This window comes from Rhizobium sp. RU20A (assembly GCF_900155885.1).
Lineage (GTDB): Bacteria > Pseudomonadota > Alphaproteobacteria > Rhizobiales > Rhizobiaceae > RU20A.
Genome location: NZ_FTMB01000001.1, coordinates 1,203,309 through 1,228,203, shown reverse-complemented (window position 1 = coordinate 1,228,203; position 24,895 = coordinate 1,203,309). Strand labels below are relative to the sequence as shown.

The 24,895-nt window shown below is 66.0% G+C and carries 21 protein-coding genes; 20 read left to right on the top strand and 1 reads right to left on the bottom strand.

Features of this window, described 5'->3' with window-relative positions; genetic code table 11:
- Nucleotides 1-76: 76 nt before the first annotated feature.
- Complete coding sequence (locus F3H41_RS05930) at nucleotides 77-1,051, top strand: GlxA family transcriptional regulator (RefSeq protein WP_149737654.1); 975 nt, start codon at nucleotides 77-79, stop codon at nucleotides 1,049-1,051.
- A 46-nt stretch (nucleotides 1,052-1,097) separates the two neighbouring features.
- On the opposite strand, the gene F3H41_RS05925 is transcribed toward F3H41_RS05930, so the two are convergent.
- The gene (locus F3H41_RS05925) at nucleotides 1,098-2,330 is read right to left on the bottom strand and encodes a LysR family transcriptional regulator (protein WP_188129352.1); all 1,233 of its coding nucleotides are present in this window, start codon (nucleotides 2,328-2,330) and stop codon (nucleotides 1,098-1,100) included.
- A gap of 253 nt (nucleotides 2,331-2,583) precedes the next feature.
- On the opposite strand from F3H41_RS05925, the gene F3H41_RS05920 reads away from it, so the two are divergent.
- The 19 genes from F3H41_RS05920 to F3H41_RS05830 all read left to right on the top strand — a co-directional run bounded on the left by F3H41_RS05920 (nucleotide 2,584) and on the right by F3H41_RS05830 (nucleotide 24,749).
- Nucleotides 2,584-4,155 carry an aromatic amino acid lyase gene (locus F3H41_RS05920; protein WP_149737652.1) on the top strand — a complete coding sequence of 524 codons (1,572 nt, stop codon included), beginning with the start codon at nucleotides 2,584-2,586 and terminating at the stop codon, nucleotides 4,153-4,155.
- Complete coding sequence (locus F3H41_RS05915) at nucleotides 4,155-5,534, top strand: amidohydrolase family protein (protein WP_149737651.1); 1,380 nt, start codon at nucleotides 4,155-4,157, stop codon at nucleotides 5,532-5,534. Before F3H41_RS05920 ends, F3H41_RS05915 begins: the two co-directional genes overlap by 1 nt.
- A complete protein-coding gene (locus tag F3H41_RS05910; RefSeq protein ID WP_149738232.1) occupies nucleotides 5,534-6,820 on the top strand; it encodes a Zn-dependent hydrolase in 1,287 nt (428 codons plus the stop codon). The genes F3H41_RS05915 and F3H41_RS05910 overlap by 1 nt, the downstream gene beginning before the upstream one ends.
- Nucleotides 6,804-7,901: a DUF917 domain-containing protein gene (locus F3H41_RS05905; RefSeq protein WP_149737650.1), complete on the top strand. Its 1,098-nt coding sequence runs from the start codon at nucleotides 6,804-6,806 to the stop codon at nucleotides 7,899-7,901. Before F3H41_RS05910 ends, F3H41_RS05905 begins: the two co-directional genes overlap by 17 nt.
- A gap of 43 nt (nucleotides 7,902-7,944) precedes the next feature.
- Nucleotides 7,945-9,606, top strand: coding sequence for a urocanate hydratase (locus F3H41_RS05900; protein ID WP_149737649.1), 1,662 nt, complete (start codon nucleotides 7,945-7,947; stop codon nucleotides 9,604-9,606).
- Between the two features lie 118 nt (nucleotides 9,607-9,724).
- Nucleotides 9,725-9,949 (top strand): antitoxin MazE-like protein, encoded by a 225-nt coding sequence (locus F3H41_RS05895; RefSeq protein WP_149738231.1) that lies wholly within the window; start codon nucleotides 9,725-9,727, stop codon nucleotides 9,947-9,949.
- A complete protein-coding gene (locus F3H41_RS05890) occupies nucleotides 9,946-10,272 on the top strand; it encodes a type II toxin-antitoxin system PemK/MazF family toxin (RefSeq protein ID WP_149737648.1) in 327 nt (108 codons plus the stop codon). The genes F3H41_RS05895 and F3H41_RS05890 overlap by 4 nt, the downstream gene beginning before the upstream one ends.
- A 169-nt stretch (nucleotides 10,273-10,441) precedes the next feature.
- Nucleotides 10,442-11,407, top strand: coding sequence for a sugar-binding transcriptional regulator (locus F3H41_RS05885; protein WP_188129351.1), 966 nt, complete (start codon nucleotides 10,442-10,444; stop codon nucleotides 11,405-11,407).
- A 111-nt stretch (nucleotides 11,408-11,518) separates the two neighbouring features.
- Nucleotides 11,519-12,964: an extracellular solute-binding protein gene (locus tag F3H41_RS05880; protein ID WP_149737646.1), complete on the top strand. Its 1,446-nt coding sequence runs from the start codon at nucleotides 11,519-11,521 to the stop codon at nucleotides 12,962-12,964.
- Between the two features lie 318 nt (nucleotides 12,965-13,282).
- Nucleotides 13,283-14,206: a sugar ABC transporter permease gene (locus F3H41_RS05875; RefSeq protein WP_149737645.1), complete on the top strand. Its 924-nt coding sequence runs from the start codon at nucleotides 13,283-13,285 to the stop codon at nucleotides 14,204-14,206.
- A 14-nt stretch (nucleotides 14,207-14,220) separates the two neighbouring features.
- The gene (locus F3H41_RS05870; RefSeq protein ID WP_149737644.1) at nucleotides 14,221-15,078 is read left to right on the top strand and encodes a carbohydrate ABC transporter permease; all 858 of its coding nucleotides are present in this window, start codon (nucleotides 14,221-14,223) and stop codon (nucleotides 15,076-15,078) included.
- Between the two features lie 5 nt (nucleotides 15,079-15,083).
- On the top strand, nucleotides 15,084-16,202 hold the full coding sequence (locus F3H41_RS05865) for an ABC transporter ATP-binding protein (protein WP_149737643.1): 1,119 nt from the start codon (nucleotides 15,084-15,086) through the stop codon (nucleotides 16,200-16,202).
- Nucleotides 16,199-17,323 carry an ABC transporter ATP-binding protein gene (locus F3H41_RS05860; RefSeq protein ID WP_149737642.1) on the top strand — a complete coding sequence of 375 codons (1,125 nt, stop codon included), beginning with the start codon at nucleotides 16,199-16,201 and terminating at the stop codon, nucleotides 17,321-17,323. The genes F3H41_RS05865 and F3H41_RS05860 overlap by 4 nt, the downstream gene beginning before the upstream one ends.
- A 16-nt stretch (nucleotides 17,324-17,339) precedes the next feature.
- Nucleotides 17,340-18,911, top strand: coding sequence for an FGGY-family carbohydrate kinase (locus tag F3H41_RS05855; protein WP_149738230.1), 1,572 nt, complete (start codon nucleotides 17,340-17,342; stop codon nucleotides 18,909-18,911).
- Nucleotides 18,908-19,945 carry a 2-hydroxyacid dehydrogenase gene (locus F3H41_RS05850; RefSeq protein ID WP_149737641.1) on the top strand — a complete coding sequence of 346 codons (1,038 nt, stop codon included), beginning with the start codon at nucleotides 18,908-18,910 and terminating at the stop codon, nucleotides 19,943-19,945. Before F3H41_RS05855 ends, F3H41_RS05850 begins: the two co-directional genes overlap by 4 nt.
- Before the next feature lie 44 nt (nucleotides 19,946-19,989).
- Nucleotides 19,990-21,507, top strand: a complete 1,518-nt coding sequence (locus F3H41_RS05845) for a glycerol-3-phosphate dehydrogenase (RefSeq protein WP_149737640.1) — start codon at nucleotides 19,990-19,992, stop codon at nucleotides 21,505-21,507.
- Nucleotides 21,508-21,543: 36 nt separating this feature from the next.
- Complete coding sequence (locus tag F3H41_RS05840) at nucleotides 21,544-22,599, top strand: class II aldolase/adducin family protein (protein ID WP_149737639.1); 1,056 nt, start codon at nucleotides 21,544-21,546, stop codon at nucleotides 22,597-22,599.
- A gap of 1 nt (nucleotide 22,600) precedes the next feature.
- On the top strand, nucleotides 22,601-23,881 hold the full coding sequence (locus F3H41_RS05835; protein WP_149737638.1) for an FGGY-family carbohydrate kinase: 1,281 nt from the start codon (nucleotides 22,601-22,603) through the stop codon (nucleotides 23,879-23,881).
- 10 nt (nucleotides 23,882-23,891) lie between these two features.
- Nucleotides 23,892-24,749, top strand: a complete 858-nt coding sequence (locus F3H41_RS05830) for a TIGR01459 family HAD-type hydrolase (protein WP_149738229.1) — start codon at nucleotides 23,892-23,894, stop codon at nucleotides 24,747-24,749.
- Nucleotides 24,750-24,895: the final 146 nt, after the last annotated feature.

Here is a 24,895-nt window from a genome sequence, read left to right as displayed (position 1 = left end):
AGGTACAGGTTTTGTCGCTCCGCTTTGCATTTTCGGAACTCTTCTTTACAGTTTCAGTGCTTGTGGGGAGGGAACGATGCTGGAGCGGACGGACGAGCGGCTGGAGATCGACCTTCTCGTGCTGCCGGAAACCAATCTTATCCTCGTCGCCTCGGTCATCGAGCCGTTGCGCGCCGCCAACCGCATTTCCGGGCAGGCGCTTTATGACTGGCGGGTGTTTTCGCCCGATGGCGCGCCGATCGAGACCAAGGGAGGCATCCCCATCCCCGTCGCCGGCGCTTTCCGGGTGGAGCGGGAGACACGGCCGCTCTTCATTCTCTCCAGCTACAACTGGCAGCGCAGCGCCACCGCGCAATTGCGCATGCAGCTCTCGCAGGCCGCGCGCCATCGCAGCCTGATGGCGGGCATCGAATCGGGGAGCTGGCTGCTGGCCGAATCGAGCCTGCTCGACGGCCACCGGGTGACGGTGCACTGGGAGGACAGGACGGAATTCGAGACGACTTATCCGCAAATCGCCGTCGGTGGCGACCGCTTCGTCATCGACGGCAAACGGATCACCACGGGCGGTTCGCTACCGACGCTGGACCTGATGTTGGAAATCATCCGCCGGCGACAGGGCTATTCGCTGGCGCTCGAAGTGTCGCGCCTCTTCATCTACGAGCAGGAACCGGTGGACCGCTTGTTGCAGGTGGCGCCACTCGGCACGATGCGGATCAAGGACGAGCGGGTGGCGGAAGCGATCCGGCTGATGGAAGCCTCCGTCGAGGCGCCGCTGACGCTGGCGCGGCTCGCCCGGAAAATCGGCGTCAGCGCGCGGCATTTGCAGGATCTCTTCCAGGCGACCATGGGGGTGGCGCCGCACGCCCACTACATGGCGCTGAGGCTGAATGCGGCGCGGCGGCGGGTGATCGAAACGCGGGAGGCCTTTGCCGATATCGCGGCTTTTGCCGGCTTCAATTCGGCCGCCGCCTTCTCGCGCAGCTACCGGGCGCACTACCGCGAAAGTCCGACGGAAACGCGGCGACGCACGGGTGGCCAGAGGGCCGGGTGACGTCTTTGAGAAACTGATTCAAGTGAGGCCGGAAAGGTGAGTCGGATCAGGTCCTTGTCCCGGCCGGCTGCCAATCCGATTCCGGCTGCATGGCTGCGCGGGAGAGGTCGTGCAGCATGGACAGCACGGCTTGCGCCCCGTCCCGCGCGGCGGGTTCGGGCAGCCAGACGAGGGAGAGCGTCTGACGGTACTCATCCGGCAGCGGCAGCACGAGGAGATTGCCGGGTGGGGCGGCAACGGCTGTCTCGGGCAGGATGGCGGCGTATCCGTGATGCAGCACGAGATTGAGGATGACGGGGATGGAATCGACCTCGGCCAGGTGCAGTCGTTGCCGCTGCCCGCCGTCGAAGGTGTCATCAAGATAGCGGTTGGCGATCTGGCGCAGGCCGCTCTGCGGGCTCGGCAGGGCCAGTGGCCGACCGGCAAGAAGGCTTTGCGGGCGCGCCCCGGCGGTGTCTTCGCCGGGGCGCCGCGCGGCCATCAGGGCAAGGCCCGCGCTCGCCACCGGGCGACCTTCGACGCCGGTCGGCAGGTCCGCCACATCCAGAAGTGCGGCGTCGAAACGGCGGTGGCGCAGGCCTGCGATCAGTTCGTCGGCTGTCGTGGAGGAGAGGTAGAGCGGCTGGCGCGGTCGCTCGCGATGCCAGCGGTCGAGAAGGGCGGCGAGCAGGCGGGCGATGCGGCTCTCCGGACCGAGCGGCATGATGGTGCCGAGCCGCCAGGTGGTGGCGCTGTGGCGGAACCGGAGCCCCGATCCGGCGGCGAGCCTTTGCCAGCGATCCACGATCCCCCGCATCACCGGCAGCAGGGCGGCGCCCTCGGCGGTCAGGCGCACGCCGTCCCGCTGGCGCTCGACGAGCTTGCGGCCGGTATCCGCCTCCAGCGCCGCGATCTGGCGCGACAGTTGCGGCTGGCCGATGCCGAGGCGGGCGGCCGTGGCGCGGATCGAGCCGCCATCGGCCAGCGCCACGAAACGGAAGAGGACGGTGAGGCTGATCGTCAGGGTGGTCACGTCGCCGTCAGCGCCTTCCCGGCCTCGCGGTGCCAGCATCTCAGCGGCGCGTGCGATGGCTCTCAATTCGGGCAGGCGGCGTCGCGCCTCGACGGTCGGGACGGTCGCCTGCGCCTCGCGTCGCAGGAGGGGAAGGGAGAGCGCTGCCTCGACGCGGCGCATGGCGGCGCTGACGCTGGCGGCCGGGCGGCCCGTTACACGCGCGGCGGCACGAATGCCACCGGCTTCGATCACGGCGACGCAGACGGCGATGGCGGCAATATCCATGATGGATCCATTCAGGGGCATGGGCCCCGGTGGTTAGGCGGCGGGCGCTTCTCGCGTGGTTTTGCGCCGGTTCGCTTCGCCCTCCCGGTTTGGGCGGCACGTTCTCGACGTGTTCGCCGTTCAACATAGGGTGTACCGATTTTGGGATATAGCATGCCGGCGCGCCTTGGGCATAGCATTGCCATCACACGCGATGCGCCGGAGCCCTGAGTTCCTTATCTTTCAGGCGCGCATTGCCGGAGACAGCAAGCGCATGCCGACATCCTTTCCGCTCGTGCTGATGGGCCAGCCGCTCGACTTCGCCACGCTCGACGCCATCGGGCGCGGGGCGCTGGTGCCTGTGCCGGGAAAGGCCGGGCTGGCAAAGGCGGCTGCGGCGCATGATGTCGTGCTGGAGAGCATGGCGGCGGGTCTTCCAGTCTACGGTTCCAACACCGGCGTCGGCTCTATGAAGGACCGGCTGTGGAGCGACGACGATATCGAGGCCTTCAATGCGGCGCTGGTGCGCGCCCACAATTTCGGCACGGGCCCCTTCTTTTCCGCACCGACGGTGCGCAAGGCGCTGGCGATCCGCATCAACACGGCGCTGACCGGCCATACCGGGTGCAGCCCGCAATTGATCCTCGCCTTTGCCGATCTCTTCCGTTGCGGGATCATCCCGGCGGTGCGTCGGCACGGTTCCATCGGCTGCGCCGATATCGGCCTGATGGGGCAGATTGCGGCGGCGCTGACGGGCAGCGGCGAGGCCTTCTACAACGGCATGCTGCTGCCGGCCGGAGAGGCGCTGCGGCAGGCGGGGCTTCAGCCGCTCAGGCTTCGCCCACGCGATGCTCTGGCAGCGCTCAGCACCAATGCGATCGCCTTTGCCGCCACCTCCGACGTCCTGCGCGAGGCGGCCGGGGCGCTGCGGGTGGCGCTTTCGACGGGTTTGCTCTCTTCCCTGGCGCTTGGCGCTTCAGCCGACCCCTGGACCGTTGCGGCAGCGCTTGGCACGCGCGGCGAGGCGCTGGCGGCCGGGTGGCTGGCCGATCAGGCGCGCGAGGACGGCTGGCCGGAACCGTCGGCCGTGCATGACCCCCTGTCGCTGCGCATGACGGCGCAGGTCTTCGGGGCGGCGGTCGATACTCTGCTGGTCGCGGCCGGCCGTATCGTGGAGGCGACGCATGTTTCCGACGACAATCCGGTGGTCATGGACGGGCGTGTGATGGCGTCGGGCGCCTCCCTGCCGCTGACCGTCGCACTTTATGTCGAGACGGCGCAGATCGCCTTTTCCCATGTGGCCCGCAACATTCTCAACCGCTGTATCCAGCTCACCAACGGCGTGCGCCGCAATCTCCCGGTCAATCTCGTAATGCCCGACAGGGTGGCGACCGGCATGGGGCCTCTGATGAAGCTGGTGGTGGAGCTTTACATGCGCGTGCAGTCGCTCGCCGTCCCGCTTTCGGCCCAGTCGATCATCGTGGCCGGCGGGCTGGAGGAGGAGGCGACCTTCCTGCCGCTGATCGTTGAGCGCATGGAGACGCAGGTGCGCGACCTGCGCCAGATGGCCGCTATCGAGGCCATGCTGTCGGCGCAGGCGATCGATCTGACCGGCGATACGCCGGACGGCGTGGCGCGGCTTGCTTACGAGCGGGTGCGGGCAACGAGCCCGACCTATTGTGAGGACCGGCCGCTGTCGCTGGAAATCGAGGCGCTCGACCGGAGTTTTGCGGCGGACGATTTCCTTGCCGACCTCATTGCGCTGGCGCCGATGCCGCAGTTCGACGGCTGCTTTGCGCTGGGAAGCGGGGCGGTTCCTGTTTCAACGGGCCGGGAGGCGGGCTGATGGGCGATTTCGATCTCGTTTTGAAGGGCACCGTGGTGCTCGCTGATCGCATCGTCGAGGCGGGCCACGTGGCCGTCCGCGACGGCAAGGTGGCCTTGATCGGCCAGGGTGCCATGCCCGCCGCCCGCGAGCGGCACGATCTGGGTGGTGCGCTGATCCTGCCCGGCGCCATCGATGCGCAGGTGCATTCGCTGTCGCAGAAAAACCAGGAGGACTTCGTCTGGTCGACGCGCTCGGCGGCGGCGGGTGGCGTCACGACGATCGTTGACATGCCCTACGACGAGGGCGACCTCGTTTGCTCCGGCGATGCGGTCCGCCGCAAGATCGCCCATGCGGGCGCTCAGGCGCGGGTCGATTTTGCGCTCTATGGCACGATCGACCCGGAGGAGGGGCCGGCACGGATCGGCGAGATGGTGGAGGCGGGCGTTGCCGCCTTCAAGTTCTCGACCTTCGGCACGGACCCGAAGCGGTTTCCGCGCATCGCGCCGAACCTTCTCGCCGATTGCTTCCGGGCCATCGCCCCGACCGGCCTTGCGGCTGGCGTGCACAATGAGGACGACGAGACGGTGCGCGCGGCGATGGCCGCCGTGCGGGCCAGCGGGATCACAGATTGGCGGGCGCACGCCCTGTCACGCCCGCCGCTTGCCGAGCTTCTTGCGACGACGCAGATCTACGAGACCGGCGCCGAGACCGGCTGCCCCGCCCATGTGGTGCATTGCTCGCTGTCGCGCGGCTACGCGCTTGCCGCCGCCTATCGGGCGAGTGGCCACGCGGCGACCATCGAATGCTGCATCCACTATCTCGTTCTGGACGAGGAAAACGACGTACGGCGGCTTGGCGGCAAGGCGAAGATCAACCCGCCGGTCCGCCCGCGCGCCGAAGTCGAAGCGCTGTGGCGGCATGTAGCAGCAGGCAATGTCACGCTGGTTTCGACCGACCATGTCAGCTGGTCGGAGGACCGCAAGACCGATCCGGATATGCTGAAGAATGCGTCGGGCGTGCCGGGGCTGGAGGTCATGCTGCCGCTCTTCATCAAAACGGCGCTGCAACGCGGCATTCCTTTGACGCGGGCAGCCGAACTGATGGCGAAGAACCCGGCCCGGCATTTCCGCATCGACGACCGCAAGGGCGCGCTGGAGATCGGCAAGGATGCCGATATCGCCGTGCTGACGCCGGAGCCCTTCACCTATGATGCGGCGGCGAGCGGGCACAATGTGGTGGGCTGGTCGCCCTATAATGGCATCACGCTTCCCTGGCGGGTGGCGGGCACGTGGCTGCGCGGGCACCAGGTGTTCGACGGCCGTCAGGTGGTGGCGGAGCCGGGAACCGGCGCATTCGTGCGCCCACCAGCCTCGATCGCGGCGGAGTGGCGGGCATGATGGCGGCGCTCGACGGCAATCTGCCGGTGCGTGCAGCGGCCATCGGCGATCTTATCATGGGCCTCGCCCGGATCTCGGAGCCGGACAGGCCCTATACGCGCCGCGCCTTCACGCCGCTCTTTCTCGAAGGCCGCGCATTCCTAGCGGCGGCTTTCCGGGCTGCCGGGCTTGAAACGCGCATCGACGCGGCTGGCAATCTCATCGGCCGGCGGCGCGGCAAGAAGGCGGGCCTCGGCACCATCATGCTCGGCTCGCACTCCGATACGGTGCCGGAAGGCGGACGATTCGACGGCATTGCCGGCGTTGCCGCGGCGCTGGCGGTTGCGCGGGCGCTGGAGGAAAACGGTGTCCGGCTGGATCACGACCTGGAGATCGTCGATTTTCTCGCTGAAGAGGTTTCGATCTTCGGCGTCTCCTGCATCGGCAGCCGCGGCATGGCGGGTGTCCTGCCGGATGGGTGGCTGAGCCGGCAGGCGGGCGAACTGACGTTGCGGCAGGGCATCATCGAGGCGGGCGGTGATCCCTCCCGGCTTGCCGTCTCGAAGCGCACGGACATTCGCGCCTTTCTCGAACTGCATATCGAGCAGGGGCCGGTTCTGGAGGCGGAACGCTGCGATATCGGCCTCGTCACCGCTATTGCCGGTATCACGCGCGTCGAGATCGTGGTGGAGGGCCGGGCCGACCATGCCGGCACGACGCCGATGGGCCGGCGGATCGACGCGCTCGCCGCGGCCGCGCGGCTGGTGACGGGCGTGGAGACGATCGCGCGGCGGCTTTCGGACGGGCCGACACATTTTACCGCCACGGTGGGTGAATTCTCGATCGAGCCGAATGCGGCCAATGTCGTGCCGTCACGGGCGCGGCTGCTGATCGACGCGCGGGCCGAGGACCGGGCGCGGATGGACAGCTTTCTGGACGCCGTGCGCGCGCTTGTCGGCGCGGTGATGGCAGAGACGGGCGCGGAGATCGCAGCCCCAAAGGTGATCTCCGACAATCCGCCGACACCATCGGACCTCATCCTCATCGATGCGCTGGACACGGCTTGCATGCAGCTCGGTGCCAAGCGTCGGCGCATGGCCTCTGGCGCCGGTCACGATGCGGCCTGGATGGCGCGGATTACGCGCTCCGCGATGATCTTCGTCGCCTGCCGCGACGGGCGGTCCCATGCGCCGGACGAGTGGGCCGATACGGACGACATCACGCTCGGCGCCGCGGTTCTCTACGAGGCCGTGCGGCGTCTCGACAAAACCCTGCAGGAGATCGGAACCGATGGGACGTATTCTTAAGGAGACGGATGTCGAGGCGGCCGTGCGCGGCGGTTCGATCTATGCGGCGGGCGGCGGGGGCTGGGCCGATCACGGCCGCATGCTCGGCCATGCTGCCGTCTCCATCGGCCGGCCGGAGCTGGTCGATATCGACGAACTCTCCGATGACGACTGGGTGGCGACGGCGGCCGCGATCGGCGCTCCGGCCTCCACGACCGCCTGGGAAATGCAGGGTGTCGATTACGTGAAGGCCGTGCAGTTGCTGCAGGAGGCTCTTGGCGAACCGCTTGCGGCGCTGATGGTGGGGCAGAACGGGCGGTCGTCGACGCTGAACGGCTGGCTGCCTTCGGCCATTCTCGGCACGAAGGTGCTGGACGCCGTCGGCGACATCCGCGCGCACCCGACCGGCGACATGGGCTCGATCGGCATGGCCGGCTCGCCCGAACCCATGATCCAGACGGCGGTGGGCGGCAATCGGGCGGAGAACCGCTACATCGAACTCGTGGTGCGCGGCGCGACCGCCAAGGTCTCGCCGATCCTGCGCACGGCCTCCGACATGTCCGGCGGCTTCATCGCCTCCTGCCGCAATCCGCTGAGAGCCTCCTATGTGCGCAAGAACGCGGCACTCGGCGGCATCTCGCTGGCGCTGTCGCTTGGTGAGGCGATCCTTGCTGCCGAGGGCAAAGGCGCGAGCGCCGTCATCGACGCCATCGTCAAGACCACGGGCGGGGCGATCCTTGCCGAGGGCGAGATCACGGCGAAGGACGTCGTCTACACCAGGGAAGCCTTCGACATCGGCATGGTGACGCTGGGCGCTGGCGATGGCCGCACGGTGCTGCATGTGATGAACGAGTACATGGCGGTGGAAGATGCCGGCGGCACACGGCGCGCCACCTTCCCCGATGTCATCACGACGCTTTCGACGGCGGGTGAACCTTTGAGCGTTGGCGAGCTGCATGTCGGGATGCGCATCCTCGTACTGCATGTGCCGAAGACGATCATTCCGCTCGCTTCCAGCGTGCTCGATCCGAGCGTCTATCCGCCGGTGGAAAAGGCGATGGGAATCGAGATTGCGCGGTATGCGCTGGCGGAGAGCGTGTAGCGGGGGGTGAAGCGCCACCCTCGGCACCAACAAGGAGACGAGCATGCCGAAACCCAATCCGCGTCATCCCGATTTCCCCATTCCCGGCGGGCCGGAGCTGCGTGCAAAGGGGTGGCGGCAGGAGGCACTGCTGCGGCTGCTCGAGAACGTGCTGTCGGTCGGCGAGGACCCGGACAATCTCGTGGTCTATGCTGCGCTGGGCAAGGCGGCGCGCAACTGGGCGGCGCACCGGGCGATCGTCAAGGCGCTGACCGAGATGGGCGAGGACCAGACGCTGATCATCCAGTCCGGCAAGCCGGTGGGTCTCCTGAAGACCCATGCGAAGGCGCCGCTGGTGATCATGGCGAATTGCAACATCGTCGGGCAGTGGGCCAAGGCGGAGGTGTTCTACGACCTCCAGCGCAAGGGGCTGATCTGCTGGGGCGGGCTGACGGCAGGCGCATGGCAGTATATCGGCAGCCAGGGCGTCATCCAGGGCACCTACGAAATTTTCATGCGGATTGCCGAGCGACGCTTCGGCGGCGAGCTTGCCGGACGTTTTATCCTCACCGCCGGGCTCGGCGGCATGGGCGGGGCCCAGCCGCTGGCGGGCCGCATGGCGGGGGCTGCGATCCTCTGCGTCGACATCGACCCCGTGCGCGCCGAAAAACGCAAGGCGATCGGCTATCTCGAGGCGATCGCGCCGGACCTTAATTCGGCGCTCGCGATGATCGCCGAGGCGGTGAAGGAGAAGCGGCCCCTGTCGGTCGGGCTCGTCGGCAATGCGGCGGAGATCTATCCGGAGATCCTCCGGCGCGGCATCATTCCCGACATCGTCACGGACCAGACCTCGGCGCATGATCTCGTCTACGGCTACGTGCCGAAGGGCATGAACCTCGAAACGGTGCGGGGTCTTCGCGAGGACGGGCAGGGCCAGTTGATGGCCGCCAGCCGCGCCTCGATCGTTGAGCATGTGACGGCGATGCTGGGCTTTCAGAAGGCCGGCGCCGAGGTCTTCGACAATGGCAATCTGATCCGCACCCAGGCACGCGAGGGCGGTGTCGCGGATGCCTTCGATATCCCGATCTTTACCGAGGCCTATTTGAGACCGCTGTTTGCGCAGGCGATCGGGCCGTTCCGCTGGATGGCGCTGTCGGGTGAGGAGGGCGACATCGCGCGCATCGACGACTTGCTGCTGGACATGTTTCCGGACAACCGCATCGTCACCAACTGGATCCGGCTGGCCCGCGCCCATGTGCCCTTCGAAGGACTGCCGGCCCGCATCGCCTGGCTTGGCCACGGGGAGCGGACGGAACTGGCGCTGGCGGTCAACCGGCTCGTTGCAGAAGGAGCGCTCGCCGGTCCGGTCGCTTTTTCGCGCGATCACCTCGATGCCGGCGCCATGGCGCATCCGAACATCATGACGGAGCGGATGAAGGACGGGTCCGACGCCATTGCCGACTGGCCCATCCTCGATGCCATGCTGCTCTCCTCCTCCATGGCCGACCTCGTCGTGGTGCACTCCGGCGGCGGCGGCTATGCCGGCTTCATGACGAGCTGCGGGGTGACCGTGGTTGCCGACGGCACTAAGGCTGCGGCCGAGCGCCTGGAGCATGCGCTGACGAATGACACCGCGCTTGGCGTCATCCGCTATGCGGATGCGGGCTATGAGGAATCGTTCCAGACGATCGCGCGCACGGGGATCGGGCATATCCGGGCGGAGTAAAGGCGAGGAGCGGCGGGAGGGTGCCCGAAATGCCGTGCGCCGTTCGTTGCCAGATCTGAAATCATTAGGTTGCGCGCAACCGATGTGCTAGGGTAGCGCGCGACTGATGGAGAATGCCATGCCGAGGCCCAACAGCGCCGATGACGGCCTGACAAAGTTTCAACGCTACCGGCAACAGCAGCAGCGTCGGGGCATGAAACAACTGCGCATATGGGTGCCTGATCCTCGCAGGCCTGAATTTGCCGCCGAAGCCAGGCGGCAAGGTTTGCACTTGCGCGGCCGTCCCGAGGAAGCCGAAGCCCTGAATTCCATCGCGGCTGCCACGGAGTGGCCGGACTCGTGAAAAGAGGTGATCTCGTCACGGTCTCGGCGCAGGGCGATTACGAAAAACCGCGCCCGGCGGTCATTGTTCAATCTGATGTTCTCAATGCGGCAGACAGTGTGCTGGTCGCTTTGATCACCGGTACGCTTTCCGATGCCCCTTTTTTTCGGCTCACTGTCGAGCCAACGGCCGAGAACGGTCTCAAGGTGGTGTCACAGGTCATGGTGGATAAGGTTATGGCCTATCCGCGTGCCAAGTGTGGTCCGGTGATCGGTCATCTTTCCGGTGCCGATATGCTGGCTCTCAACGGCATGCTTTCGGTGATGATAGGCCTTGCCGACTGACGGCAACCGTAACGCCCACACACCAATCCCTCCCGCATCGCACTGTGGAATGAATGCGCTGCCGCATGCAATTCGCTTGACAAAATTTTCAGGCGATGAAATTTTTCGCACGAAAGAATTTTCAGCCTTCGATAAATTTATCAAGCTGGATGCAGACGGGATGGGGAGCATGGCCGGTCTGGGAGGAAATCTGCGGGACGATGAGACCAGCATGGCAACCCGTGCGGCGTGGCTTCACTATGCCGGCGGCCTGACGCAGGCGGAGGTGGCCAAGCGGCTTGGTCTCACCTCGCTGAAGGCCCATCGCCTGATCATGAAGGCCAACCAGGACGGTCTGGTGAAGGTTTATATTGACGGCGACGTTTCCGAATGCGTGGAGATGGAACGGCAGATCGCCGATCGTTTCGGGCTGGATTATTGCGAGGTCGTGCCGGATTTCGATGCGGACGACCTGCCGCTGAAGGCGCTCGGCATTGCCGGCGCGCAGTTTTTGAAGCGCGAGATCGAGCGCGGCGACGCCAAGCTGATCGGCGTCGGCCACGGGCGGACGCTGGCAGCGGCGGTCGAGTACCTGCCGCGCATGGCGCGCGACGGCGTGCAGTTCGTCTCGCTTCTCGGCGGCCTGACCCGCAAGTTTTCGGCCAATCCGCATGACGTGATCCATCGTCTGGCCGAGCGTACGCGCGCCGAGGCCTATGTGATGCCGGTGCCGTTCTTCGCCAATACGGTCGAGGATCGCGACGTTCTGTTCAGCCAGCGCGGCGTGCGCGAGGTCTTCGAGCTTGCCGCTTCCGCCGATCTTCTGCTCGTTGGTATCGGCACGGTCGAGCGGGAGGCTTCGCTGGTGGCCACTGGCATGATCGAGCGGGCGGAGTTCCAGGATGTCATGGATGCCGGCGCTGTCGGCGAACTCCTTGGCCACTTTTTTGATGCGGAGGGGCGGCCGATCGAAACGACGCTGTCGGACCGCACCTTCACGCTGGCGCGGGAAGATCTGCGCCGCAACCGGTCCGTGGCGATTGCAGGCGGCAAGGTGAAGGCGGCGGCGATGCTATCGGTCCTGAAGAGCGGGTCGCTGAACGGCCTCATCACCGACGAGCGCACGGCGCGGGCGCTGGTGAAAGGCGAGGATTGAGAATTTGCCGGCGGACACCATCCGGGGAGGATGGTTCCGTCGGGAAGGTGCCGGTCGGGTAGACGGCATGCTCGGAAGAGCGAATGTTACCCATCAAGGAGGAGAGAACCGATGTATGAAAAGGAAAAAGACCTGATCAGCGCGTTCCTGCGCGGTGAGGTAGACCGTCGCGGCATGCTGAAGGGCCTGAGTGCTGCCGGCCTGATGGCCGGAACGGCCGGTACGCTGTTCAACCTGATGTCGACGCAGGCGCTGGCCGCCGATTTCGACTGGAAGGCGCATTCGGGCAAGAAGCTGAAGCTTCTGCTCAACAAGCACCCCTACGCCGACGCGATGATCGCCAACCTCCAGACCTTCAAGGATCTGACGGGCATCGAGGTCACTTACGACGTGTTCCCGGAAGACGTCTACTTCGACAAGGTGACGGCGGCGCTGTCGTCCTCCTCGTCGGAGTACGACGCCTTCATGACCGGCGCCTACATGACCTGGACCTATGGTCCGGCCGGCTGGATCACCGACCTCAACGAGTGGATCAAGGACCCGGCCAAGACCAACCCGAACTACGCCTGGGACGACATGATCGAAGGCGTGAAGGGCTCCTGCGCCTGGAACGGCGTGCCCGGCGGCAAGCTCGGCTCGGAAGACGCCAAGCAGTGGTGCATTCCGTGGGGCTACGAGCAGAACAACATCTCCTATAACCAGGAAATGTTCTCGAAGGCCGGCGTCGAAGTTCCCAAGAACATCGACGAGCTGGTGGCGGCATCTGCCAAGCTCACCAAGGATGTCGGCGGCGGCGTTTACGGCATCGGCGTTCGCGGCTCGCGTTCCTGGGCGACGATCCATCCCGGCTTCCTGTCCGGCTATGCCAACTTCGACCAGAAGGACCTCAACGTTGCCGAGGACGGCAAGCTTTCGGCGGCCATGAACACGGCCGAATCGAAGGCCTACCACGCCAAGTGGGTGCAGATGATCCAGGAAAGCGGCCCGAAGGACTGGTCGACCTACACCTGGTATCAGGTCGGGACCGATCTCGGCGCTGGCGCCTCCGCCATGATCTACGACGCCGACATTCTCGGCTACTTCATGAACGGCGCGGGCAACAAGATGGCCGGCAAGCTGGCCTACGCGCCCTTTGCCGCCAATCCGGCCGCCAAGGGTCCGACGCCGAACATCTGGATCTGGTCGCTCGCCATGTCCAACTTCTCGAAGGACAAGGACGCCACCTGGTACTTCATGCAGTGGGCTTCCGGTCCGGAACACGCCATCTTCGGCGCCACGAAGATGGACTTCGTCAACCCCGTCCGCAAGTCGGTCTGGAAGGACGAGATGTTCCGCGAGCGCCTGAACAAGAGCTATCCGGGCTATGTGGAGATGCACGACACCTCCGCCCCGGGCGCCTCGATCAAGTTCACGCCCCAGCCGCTGTTCTTCGACCTCACCACCGAATGGGCGGCAACGCTGCAGAAGATGGTGGCGAAGGAAGTGCCGGTCGACGAAGGTCTCGACCAGCTCGCCGAAAGCGTCAACACCCAGCTCAAGGAAGCCGGTCTCGGCTGATCAGGGCTCTCCCCGCGGTCGGGCGCGCTCTCCCTTGCGTCCGGCCGCACCCCTTTCGTCTTCCGCGCTCCTTGCGAACAGTGCTTCCTGAGGAGGAAGGCGTGCCGTGGTATCTCCCTCGGCATGCCGCCCCTCTGCCTGCGGGCAGGGGGGTGATGGCGGAAGGGCCGCCGCGGCGGCCCGACACTGGCGGTGGTGCAGGCCCCTGGCGGCGCGCCCCGGTACGAACCTTTCATGCAGCCTTTCCCAAGGCCCGCGGCGAGCGCCGCGCCGGGGCAGGGCTGTTGCAACGACACCTCCAGCACAATGGAGACACCCATGGCTACGGTCGCCAAAGCCGCCAGATCGGGCTCCGGTTTCAAGATTTCGAAGCGCGCTCTTCCCTACGTGCTCAGTCTGCCGGCGCTTCTGGTCTGCATCGGCATCCTCATCCCGTTCTTCACGGCGGTGGTCTATTCCTTCCAGCGCTACCGCCTGTCGCAGCCCTATGCGCGCAAGTGGAACTGGGGTGAGAATTACCTGACCTTCCTGACCGACCCCGGCTTCTGGAACACGCTGAAGGTGTCGCTGAGCTATGCGGTGATAACCGTCGGGCTGGAACTGTTGCTCGGCCTCGGCATCGCACTGCTGTTGCAGCGCCGCTCGACCATCAACAATTTCGTTTCGATCATGCTGCTTCTGCCGCTGATGACGGCGCCGGCGCTGGCAGCGCTGATGTGGAAGCTGATGACCAATCCGGGCTTCGGCATCCTCAGCTACCTCCTGTCGCTCGTCGGCATCGACAATTTCCGCTGGGCCTCCTCTCCGGATACGGCGCTTTTGACGGTCGTGCTCGTCGATATCTGGGTCTATACGCCCTTTATTATGATCCTGCTGCTCGCGGGTCTGCGCTCGCTGCCGACCCAGCCCTTCGAGGCGGCAGCGCTCGATGGCGTGCCACGCAGCTTCGTATTCTTCCGCATCACGCTTCCGATGCTGACGCCCTATATCCTTACGGCGACGCTCTTCCGCCTGCTCGACAGCATCCAGCAATTCGACATCATCTACGCCATGACCCAGGGCGGGCCCGGCGATACGCTGACCGTCTTCCAGGTCGAGGCCTATCTCAACTTCTTCCAGTCGACCAATGTCGGCCGATCCGCGGCGCTGATGATCATCCTGTGGGCCATCACCTACACGCTGTCCAACGTCTTCATCAAACACTGGCTGCGGCTGCGCGAACGCGCACGCGGCGAAGCCTGAGGGGGGGATCCGCCATGGAAACCACATCTGCGCTCGAAAAAGTGCTGCGCGGTGTCGCCCTGACACTCGTCGTGCTGTTCTTCATGTTCCCGATCGTCTGGATCTTCCTCATGTCGTTCCAGACGAACGAGACGATCCTCTCCATTCCGCCTTCCGTCATCTTCACGCCGACGCTGGAGAACTATCAGGCCCTGATCACGGGCAAGCTTCAGACCGCGTCGGGCACGCTCGACATCGCCTTCATGAAGAACCTGCTGAACTCGGTTTTCCTGTCGGTCTCCTCGGTCGCGATCGCGCTGGTGCTCGGGGTTCCCGCGGCTTACGCGTTTGCCCGCCACAAGTTCCGCGGTTCGGAGGACATCGCCTTCACGCTGCTGTCCTTCCGTTTCGCACCGCCGCTGCTCGTGCTTTTGCCGCTCACCCAGTATTTCCAGTGGATGGGGCTTTCCAACACCTATATCGGCCTCATCTGGGTCTACCAGCTGATCTGCCTGCCGCTGATCCTGTGGATCGTGCGCGGCTATTTCGAGGATATCTCGGCCGACGTCGAATATGCCTACCGCATCGCCGGTCATTCCTGGTTCGCCACCTTCCGCAAGATCGCTCTGCCGCTCGCCGGTCCCGGTATTGCGGCAGCCGGCCTGCTCGCCTTCATCTTCGCCTGGAACAACTTCGTCTTCGCGCTGGTGCTGGCGTCCGCCGACAAGCAGCCGGTGACGGTGGGCGCGCTCGCCTTCGTGACGGCGTCGGGCATCCAGTACGGGCAGATCGCGGCGGCCATCGTGCTGTCCATCACGCCGACGCTCGCCCTTGCTCTCTACGCCCAGCGCTACCTCGTCGAAGGCCTGTCGCTCGGCGCGGTCAAAGGATAGGGACCATGACCACACTTCAGCTCCAGAACATCGTCAAGCGCTACAAGAGCCAGGTCGTCCTCGACAATCTCTCGCTCGACGTCGCCGATGGCGAAACCCTCGTCCTCTTCGGCCCCTCCGGCGCCGGCAAGACCGTGCTGCTGCGTCTCGTGGCCGGCGTCATCGAGCCGGATGAGGGCCGCGTCATCATCGGCGGCGAGGACATGACGGATGTCGATGCCGAGCATCGCGGCATCGGCATGGCCTTCCAGAACTTCGCGCTCTTCCCGCATATGAGCGCCTTCGACAACATTGCGAGCCCGCTGACGGCCACGCGCTCCAGCAAGGAGGCGATTGTCGCCGGTGTCGGCAAGGTTGCGAAGCTGCTCAAGATCGACCATGTGCTCTCGCATCATCCCAAGGCGCTGTCGAACGGCCAGAAGCAGCGCACGGCGCTCGCGCGTGCGCTGGTCGGTTCGCCGCCCGTGCTGCTGCTCGACGATCCCTTGCGTAACGTCGATGCGAAGCTGCGCTTCGAGATGCGGCTGGAACTGCCGCGCCTGCTCGCCGCGCAAGGCGCGACGGTCGTCTACGTGACGCAGGACTACAAGGAAGCGATGGCGCTTGGCGATCGCATCGCCGTCATGGCCAAGGGCCGCATCCGCCAGATCGGCACGCCGGAGGATATCTACAACGCGCCGGCCGATATCGAGATCGCCCGCCTTTTCGGCGATCCCACCATCAACCTGCTCGACGTCACGCCGAAGGCGGCAGGTGCCGGGATCGATGTCGAGCTATCGGGCGTGAAGGTCGCGCTGCCGCATCTGCCGGCAAGCCTTGCGGGACGCAGCCTCGTCATCGGCATTCGTCCGGAGACGCTGCATTTCGTGGAGGCAGGAACCCCCGGCGCGATCCCCGTCGAGGTGGAAGCGGAAACGCCGCTGAACGAGAAGACGGTGACGCTGGTGCGGGTGTCGGGCGGGCGCGAAGTGCTGGTGTCGCGGCCGGCCGGAACGCCGGGGCCGGTTGCCGGCACGGCGCATATTGCCGTGGATGGCGCCACCACCTTCCTCTTCGACAAGGAGACCGGCCAGCGCGTGGCAGCCGCCGGCCAGAGTGCAAAGACACAGGGAGCCGCGGCATGAGCCAGACCGCCCTCAGCATCAAGGCCGTCGACAAGTTCTACGGGCCGATCGACCACGGCGTGCATGCTGTGAAGACGCTTTCGATGGATATCCAGAAGGGCGAGATCATCGCGCTTCTCGGGTCCTCCGGCTGCGGCAAGACCTCGACGCTGCGCATGATCGCCGGTTTCGAGCCGGTCTCGCGCGGCACGATCTCGCTTGGCGGGCGCGAGGTGCATATGCTCGCCCCGGTCAAGCGCAATGTCGCGATGGCCTTCGAGGGCTACTCGCTCTATCCGCCGCTAACGGTGCGCGAGAACATCGCCTTTGCGCTGAAGGCCTCGCGCCTGCCGCAGGCGGAGGTGGACAAGAAGGTCGCCTATGTCGCCAAGCTCCTGGAGATCGAGGATATTCTCGGCCGTTACCCGAGCTCGATTTCGGGCGGTCAGCAGCAGCGTGCCTCGCTGGGGCGCGCGCTGATCCGCGATGCCGACCTGCATCTGCTCGACGAACCGATGGGCCAGCTGGAGCCGCAGCTGCGTGCGCTGCTGCGCGGGCGCATCAAGCACTTCATCAAGGAGCGCGGGCTGACCGCCATCCTCGTCACCCACGATCAGACGGAGGCGAACGCACTCGCCGACCGGATCGCGGTGATGGAAGGTGGCGTGCTGCAGCAGTTCGATACACCGCAGATGATCAAGGAGCGTCCGGCCAATCTCTTCACCGGAACCTTCGTCGGCGAGCCGCCGATGAACGTCTTCGAGGCCAGCGTGGAAACGAGCGAGAGCGCCGTTTCCTTCGGTCTTGCCGGTGGCGTGAAGCTCGCCTATGCCGCTTCCGATTTCTCGCCCGCGGTGCGCACGGCGCTGGCCGGCCGCAAGAACGTCGTGCTCGGCATCCGTCCCTATGCGGTGCGGCGCACCGAGGACGGGGTTCCGGCGCGCGTTGCGGTCAACCAGTGGCTCGGCGACCAGACGCATATCGCGACCGACTTTGCCGGCGCGACGCTTGTGCTGGTCGAGCATGACCGCACCCGGCTTGCAGCAGGCGAGACCGTCGGCATACGGCTTGATCCGGCGGCGCTGCACGTCTTTGATGGTGCCAGCGGCAAGGCGATCAGCCATGGACAGGAGCTGGCCTGACATGACCTCCTCCGGGATGCGTGACGTGCTGATCGGCATCGACGCCGGCACTTCCGTCCTCAAGTCGGTCGCGTTCGACCGCACGGGACGGCAGATCGCCTCGGCGGCGATCCCCAACAGCTATGAGAGCGTCGGGCGGGGCGGCGTGGTGCAGGATCTGGCACGCACCTGGGCGGATGCGGCCCGCACGCTGTCCGATCTTGCCGACAAGGTGGAGAACCTGAAGAGCCGGGTGATCGCCATCTCCGTCACCGCGCAGGGCGACGGCACCTGGCTGATCGACCGCAACGGCGATCCTGTCGGTGGCGGCTGGCTGTGGCTCGATGCGCGCGCCGGCGACATTGTCGATCGCCTCAGGGCCGAAAGCGGCGATGTCCAGCGTTTTGCCAACACCGCGTCGGGCCTTGCCGCCTGCCAGCAGGGGCCGCAGCTGAAGTGGATGAAGGAGAACGCGCCGGAGATGCTGCGGGGGGCGACGACCGCCTTTCACTGCAAGGACTGGCTCTATTTCAATCTGACGGGCGTGCGCGCCACCGATCCGTCCGAGGCCTGTTTCACCTTCGGCGATTTCCGTCGCCGGGCCTATAGCGACGATGTCATCGACTTCCTCGATCTCAAGGGCGAGCGCGGGCTGATGCCGGAAATCGTCGACGGGTCGACCACGCATCACGTCCTGACCGAGGCGGCAGCGGCGGCAACCGGCCTGTTGGCCGGCACGCCCGTCGTCCTCGGCTACGTCGACGTCGCCTGTACGGCGCTCGGGGCAGGGCTTTACGAGCCGGGCACGGATGCGGGCTGCTCGATCATCGGTTCGACCGGCATGCATATGCGGCTCGCCGCGACGCCGGACGAGGTGCGGCTCAACGATGACCGGACCGGCTATACGATGTGCATGCCGATCCCGGGCGTTTACGGGCAGATGCAGTCGAACATGGCGGCGACGCTCAACATCGACTGGCTGCTGTCGCTGGCCGGCGGCATCCTCAAGGACATGGGCGTCGAAAAAAGCAAGGCGGATCTGCTCGCCCACGTCGAAGGCTGGCTTTCCAAGGCGGGCGAGGCGCCGGTCCTCTACCACCCCTATATTTCCGATGCAGGCGAACGCGGCCCCTTCGTGGATGCCTCGGCCCGTGCCTCCTTCATCGGACTTTCGAGCGGCCATGGCTTTGCCGACCTGGTGCGGGCCGTGTTCGACGGGCTGGTGCTGGCGGCGCGCGACTGCTACGCCGCCATGGGGCCGCTGCCGGCGCGCGTGCGATTGACCGGCGGAGCGGCGCGTTCGGCCTCGCTGCGGCGCATTCTCGGCGGCGCGCTCGGCGCGAGCGTGCAGACCAGCGAGCGAGAGGAGGCGGGTGCCGCCGGTACCGCGATGATCGCCGCCGTCAGCCTCGGCCTCTATCCGGACATGGCGTCCTGCGTTGCCGAGTGGGTGACGCCCTACCAGCGTCCGGCCGAACCCGTCGATGCCGCGTTGCAAGCGCGATTCAACCATATTTACCCCGTCTACCGCCAGTCGCGGCAGGCACTCAGCCAGGTCTGGCCGGCGCTGCAAGGCGTGCACACGGAAATGAAGGAAAACGCCCAATGAAGAAGATCGCTGTGATCGGTGACCGTTTCATGCTGCCGGAAGTCTTCCGAGAGAAGATCGTTGCCGCCTGCGGCGAAGGCCACGACATCCGGATGCTCGAGCAGCCCTGGCCGGACGAGCCGATGGAGCACGGCTATGCGGTCGAGGGCATGGATGGCCTCAAGGAATATATGGGCACCGCGGAAGAGATCGTCGGTTTCGTCGGCGATGCCGAGATCGTCATCACGCAGCTCGCACCCTTTTCCAAGGGTATTCTGGAGCAGTTGCCGAACCTCAAGCTCATTGCCGTGTCGCGCGGCGGGCCCGTCAACATCGACATGAAGGCGGCGCGCGAGGCGGGCGTTCTCGTCGTCAATACGCCCGGCCGCAACGCCGGTGCCGTCTCCGAATTCACCCTCGGCGCCATTCTCGCCGAAACACGCCTCATCCGCTCCGGCCACGAATCGCTGCGCAAGGGCGAGTGGCGCGGCGATCTCTACCGCGCCGACGTGACGGGCCGCGAGCTTTGCGAAATGACGGTCGGCGTCATCGGCTACGGCAATATCGGCACCAAGGTTGTCCGGCTGCTCCGCGCCTTCGGAACCAAGGTGCTGGTGCACGACCCCTATGTGCAGCTTTCGGTCGAGGACAGGAATGGCGGCGTCGAGCATGTCTCGCTCGATGATCTCCTGTCGCGCTCCGACGTCGTGACGCTGCATCCGCGTGTGACGGAAGAGACGCGGCAGATGATGAATGCCGAGACCTTCGCCAAGATGAAGAAGGGCGCTATCTTCGTGAACACGGCGCGCGGGCCGCTGGTCGATTATGATGCGCTCTACGAAGCGCTGACCTCCGGCCATCTCTACAGCGCCATGCTGGAAACCTTTGCGGTCGAGCCCGTTCCGGCCGACTGGCCGCTGCTGCAACTGCCGAACGTGACGCTGACCCCGCATATTGCCGGTGCCTCGGTGCGCACTGTCACCTATGCGGCGGAGATGGCGGCCGAGGAAGTCCGGCGCTATATCGCCGGCCTGCCGCCCGTGAATCCGTGCTGACGGATCGCCGGTCTTTCAAGCAGGCTGAAAGGAGAGACGAGACCATGAGCGCAACGAAGAACGAGATCGTCGATCTCTTCGTCATCGGCGGGGGCGTGAACGGAGCCGGCATTGCGCGTGATGCCGTGGGACGCGGCCTCTCCGTCGTGCTGTGCGAGAAGGACGATCTGGCGCAGGGCACCAGTTCGCGCTCCGGCAAGCTCGTGCATGGCGGGCTTCGCTATCTCGAATATTACGAGTTCCGGCTGGTGCGCGAAGCGCTGATCGAGCGCGAGGTGCTCCTCGAAAACGCTTCGCACATCATCTGGCCGCTGCGCTTCGTGCTGCCGCACAATCCGCAAGACCGGCCGGCCTGGCTCGTGCGCCTCGGGCTCTTCCTCTACGATCACCTTGGCGGGCGCAAGCGCCTTCCGGGCACGCGGGTGCTGAACCTTGCCACCGCGCCCGAGGGCAAGGCGATCAAACCGCAATATCGCAAGGCCTTCGAATATTCCGATTGCTGGGTGGACGATGCCCGCCTCGTGCTCCTGAATGCGCTCGATGCCTCCATGCGCGGCGCCGAGGTCTATACGCGCACGGCCTGCACATCGGTGCGGCGGGTGGACGGGCTCTGGCAGATCGAGATGACGGATACGGTGACGGGCGCCAAGCGGCAGGTGAGAGCGCGCGCCATCGCCAATACGGCCGGCCCCTGGGTCAACGAGGTCATCGGCCGGGTCGCTGGGCTGAATTCGTCCCGCAGCGTGCGGCTCGTCAAGGGCAGCCATATCATCGTGCGGAAGTTCTGGGAGGGGCCGAATGCCTATCTCGTGCAGAACAACGACAAGCGCGTCATTTTCATCAACCCCTATGAAAACGACATGGCGCTGATCGGCACGACCGACATTCCCTATGAGGGCAAGCCCGAGGACGTGAAGATTGCCGAGAACGAGGTGGATTACCTGCTGAAGGCGGTGAACCGCTACTTCAACAAGCAGCTGACGCCTGCCGACATCGTGCACAGTTTTTCGGGCGTGCGCCCTCTCTACGACGACAATTCCGACAATCCGTCGGCCGTGACGCGCGACTATATTTTCGAGGTGGATGCGCCCGAAGGACAGGCGCCGCTGCTCTCGGTCTTCGGCGGCAAGATCACCACCTTCCGCAAGCTCGCCGACCATGCCATCGAGCGTCTGAAGCCGTTCTTCCCGCAGATGGGCGCGGCGTGGACTTCTAAAGCGGCACTGCCCGGCGGCGAGATGCCGGGGGCGGATTTCGAAACATTCCTCGCCGCGCAGCGTCGGGCGTATCCCTGGCTTCCGCCGGCCCTTGCCACGCACTATGCGCGGCTTTACGGCACGCGCATGCACGCGCTGCTCGAGGGTGCATCAAGCCTTGCCGATCTCGGCACCTTCTTCGGCCCGCTTCTGACCGAACGCGAGGCGCGCTTCCTGATGGCGACGGAGTGGGCGCGGCGGCCGGACGACATTCTGGAGCGGCGAACCAAGCATGGCCTGCACATGAGCGATGCCGAGCGTCAGGCCTTCATACAATGGTGCGAAAACCAGTCCCTCGCGGCCTGAGCTTTTCGGCTTCCTTTCCAGCGGAGCGTTTTCCCGATGCAGTCTTCCGAACTCGACGCCCTCCTTGATCTCTCCGCCCGGGTGGGTGCGGATCCTGCCCTCGTGCAGGGCGCCGGCGGCAATACCTCGCTGAAGGACGGCGACACGCTGTGGATCAAGGCCTCCGGGCTCTGGCTCATGAATGCGCGGGCCGGCAACATGCTGGTGCCGGTGCGGCTCTCGACGTTGCTCGAGGCGGTGGCGGAGGACCATCCGAGTGCGGAGAAGGCTCAGGAGCACGTGATTTCCGAGCTCAACCCGTCGGGCCTTCGCCCGTCCATCGAAACGACCGTGCACGGGCTGATGCCACAGAAGGTGGTGGTGCACGTCCACTGCGTGGAGACGATCGCGATCGCGGTGCGCGCCGATGCAGAGACGGTGCTCGCGGAAAAGCTCGCCGGTCTTCCCTATGCCTTCGTGCCCTATGCCCGGCCGGGTCTTCCTCTGGCGCGCGCCATCGCCGCACGGGTCAAGTCTGACACGAGCGTGCTCATTCTCGGCAATCACGGGCTTGCGGTTGCCGCCGATACGGTTGCTGAGGCCGAGGCACTCTTGCGCGACGTCTGCGCGCGGCTGAAGCAGGAACGTCGCCCCGCACCGGCCCCGGATCTCGATGCACTCTCGCGCCTTGCCGTCGACAGCAACTTCCGCCTGCCGGATGACGAGGCGCTGCATGGCGTGGCGACCGATCTTGGCAGCTGCCGCATCGCCGCGAGCGGCAGCCTTTACCCCGACCATGTCATCTTCCTTGGCAAGGGCGTGGTGATCGCCGGACCCGGTGAGGCCGCCGCGGCCGTTGCGGGACGGCTCGAAACGGAACTCCAGCCGCCGACGCCGCTGATCCTTTTCCCCGGCAAGGGCGTGCTGGTGGCGCGCGATATCTCCGCTGGCGCCTTGGCGCTGGCGCGCTGCCTCGCGGATGTCACGTCGCGCATTCCCGAAAACGCCCGGCTGCGCATCTTCACCGATGCCGAGAACGGCGAACTGCTGAATTGGGATGCGGAAAAGTATCGCCAGCAGCTGAATGCCGCCAAGACGGCGCAGGTGCAGTGAGATGACGCTCGAGCCTCTCGTCATCGGCATCGATGTCGGCACCTCCGGCGCGCGTGCCGTTGCCATGACGTCCGACCACGCAATCTTGGCGGAAGGTGCGGCGAAGATGGCCGATTTTTCAGACGATCACCGCGATCCCGTCGCCTGGTGGAAGGCCGTGCAGACGGCGCTTGTCACGGTCCTCGCGGCCATCGATCCCGCCCGCGTCAAGGCGCTCGCCATCGACGGCACGTCGGGCACCATGCTGCCGGTCTCCGAAGATGGCGCGCCGCTGGCGCGGCCGCTGATGTACAACGATCCCGTCGAGGACCAGGCGATCCTGGCGCGCATCGCCGCCCATGCGCCGAAGGACAGTGCCGCCCATGGCGCAACGTCGGGCCTCGCCAAGGCCATGCATTTCGCCGCGATCGACGGCGTGGCGCGCGTTATCCATCAGGCGGACTGGCTGTCCGGCCACTTCACCGGCCTCTACGACGTTTCCGACGAGAACAATGCGCTGAAGACAGGCTACGACCCGGTAGCGCGGCTCTGGCCGGACTGGATCGATGCGGCCGGCGGACCGCGCGATCTGCTGCCAGACGTGCTGCCGGCGGGCTCGCCGATCGCGCAGATTTCACCCGAGGCCGCCGAGGCTTTCGGGCTGCCGGACGATGTGGTGATCGTGACGGGCACGACGGATGGCTGCGCCTCCTTCCTCGCCACCGGCGCCGATCGGCCGGGGGACGGGGTGTCGGCGCTCGGCACCACGCTGACGGTCAAGATGCTTTCGGACAAGCCGCTGTTTGCGCCGGAATACGGGCTCTACAGCCACCGGATCGGCGATCTCTGGCTGGCCGGCGGGGCCTCCAACACCGGCGGCATCGTGCTCGCAACGCTGCTGAAGGATGCCGATCTCGCCGCGCTTTCCGCCCGCATCGACCCGGAAACCGACAGCGGGCTCGATTATTATCCGCTGGTGAAGCCGGGCGAACGCTTTCCGATCAACGATCCCGCCCTTCAACCCCGTCTCGAGCCGCGCCCGGCGGATGATGCCGATTTCCTCAAGGCCATTTTCGAGGGCATCGCCGCCATCGAGACGCTCGCCTACGGACGGCTCGTTTCGCTCGGAAGCCCGGCGCTGGCCTCGGTGCGCAGCGTCGGCGGCGGCGCGAAGAACCCGGTCTGGTCGCGCATCCGCGAACGCCGGCTCGGCTGCCCGATGCCGGGCGCCGAAAGCCAGGAAGCTGCCGCCGGCACGGCGCGACTGGCGCTGAAGGGCGCGCGCGAAGCAGGAGTAATCTGACATGACCGACATGAAGCCCGAGCGCGTCACCGGTGTCGGCGCGCTGGCCGACCGGTTCGATGCCTTCCTGATCGACCAGTTCGGCGTGTTGCGCGATGGGCGCGGACCCTATCCATTGGCGGCCGAAACGCTGTCGCGGCTGAAGGCGGCGGGCAAGCGCATCGTCATCCTCTCCAATTCCGGCAAGCGTTCGATCGAAAACGACCGGCGCCTCGCCAAGCTCGGCTTTGCCCCTGACAGCTGGGACTGGTTCCTGACCTCCGGCGAAGTGGCCTATGAATTGCTGAAGGCCGAGCAGGGGGCCAGGAACGGGGAGAGCCCGCAGCGCTGCCTGCTGATCAGCCGCGACGGCGATACATCGCCCATCGACGGCCTGATGATCGACCGGGTCGAGGACGGGGCATCGGCCGATGTCATCCTGCTCGCCGCCAGCGAGGGCGATCGCTACCCGCTATCTCACTACGAGACACTGCTGGCGCCGGCGGCGAAGCGCGGCGTGCCGTGCCTGTGCACGAACCCCGACAAGATCATGCTGACGGCCGACGGCACCGCCTTTGGCGCCGGCCGGATCGCAGAACTCTACGAGGAACTCGGCGGCACCGTGCGCTGGATCGGCAAGCCCTTCGCCGACATCTATGCCGTGGCCCGCGGCTTCCTGGGCGACACCCCGGCTAAGCGCATCTGCTGCATCGGCGACAGTATCGAGCACGACATCGCCGGCGCGGCCGGGGCAGGGCTCTCCTCGCTGCTGGTCACGACCGGCATTCTCGCGGATGCCTCGGACGCGGACCGGGCGGCGCTCTTTGCCGAGCACGGCGCGGTGCCGGATTTCGTGGCGGAGGGGTTCGTGTGGGATGAAGCGGTGTGAAAGATCACGCGGCTTACCCACGTATGCCTTCATCGTCATCAACTCTGGTGCGAAGGCGCAGGCGGTCGCTGTTGGGCACGGCCATCACCCCATCCGTCGTCATCCTCGGGCTTGACCCGAGGATCCAAACCACAAGCGCTGCGGTT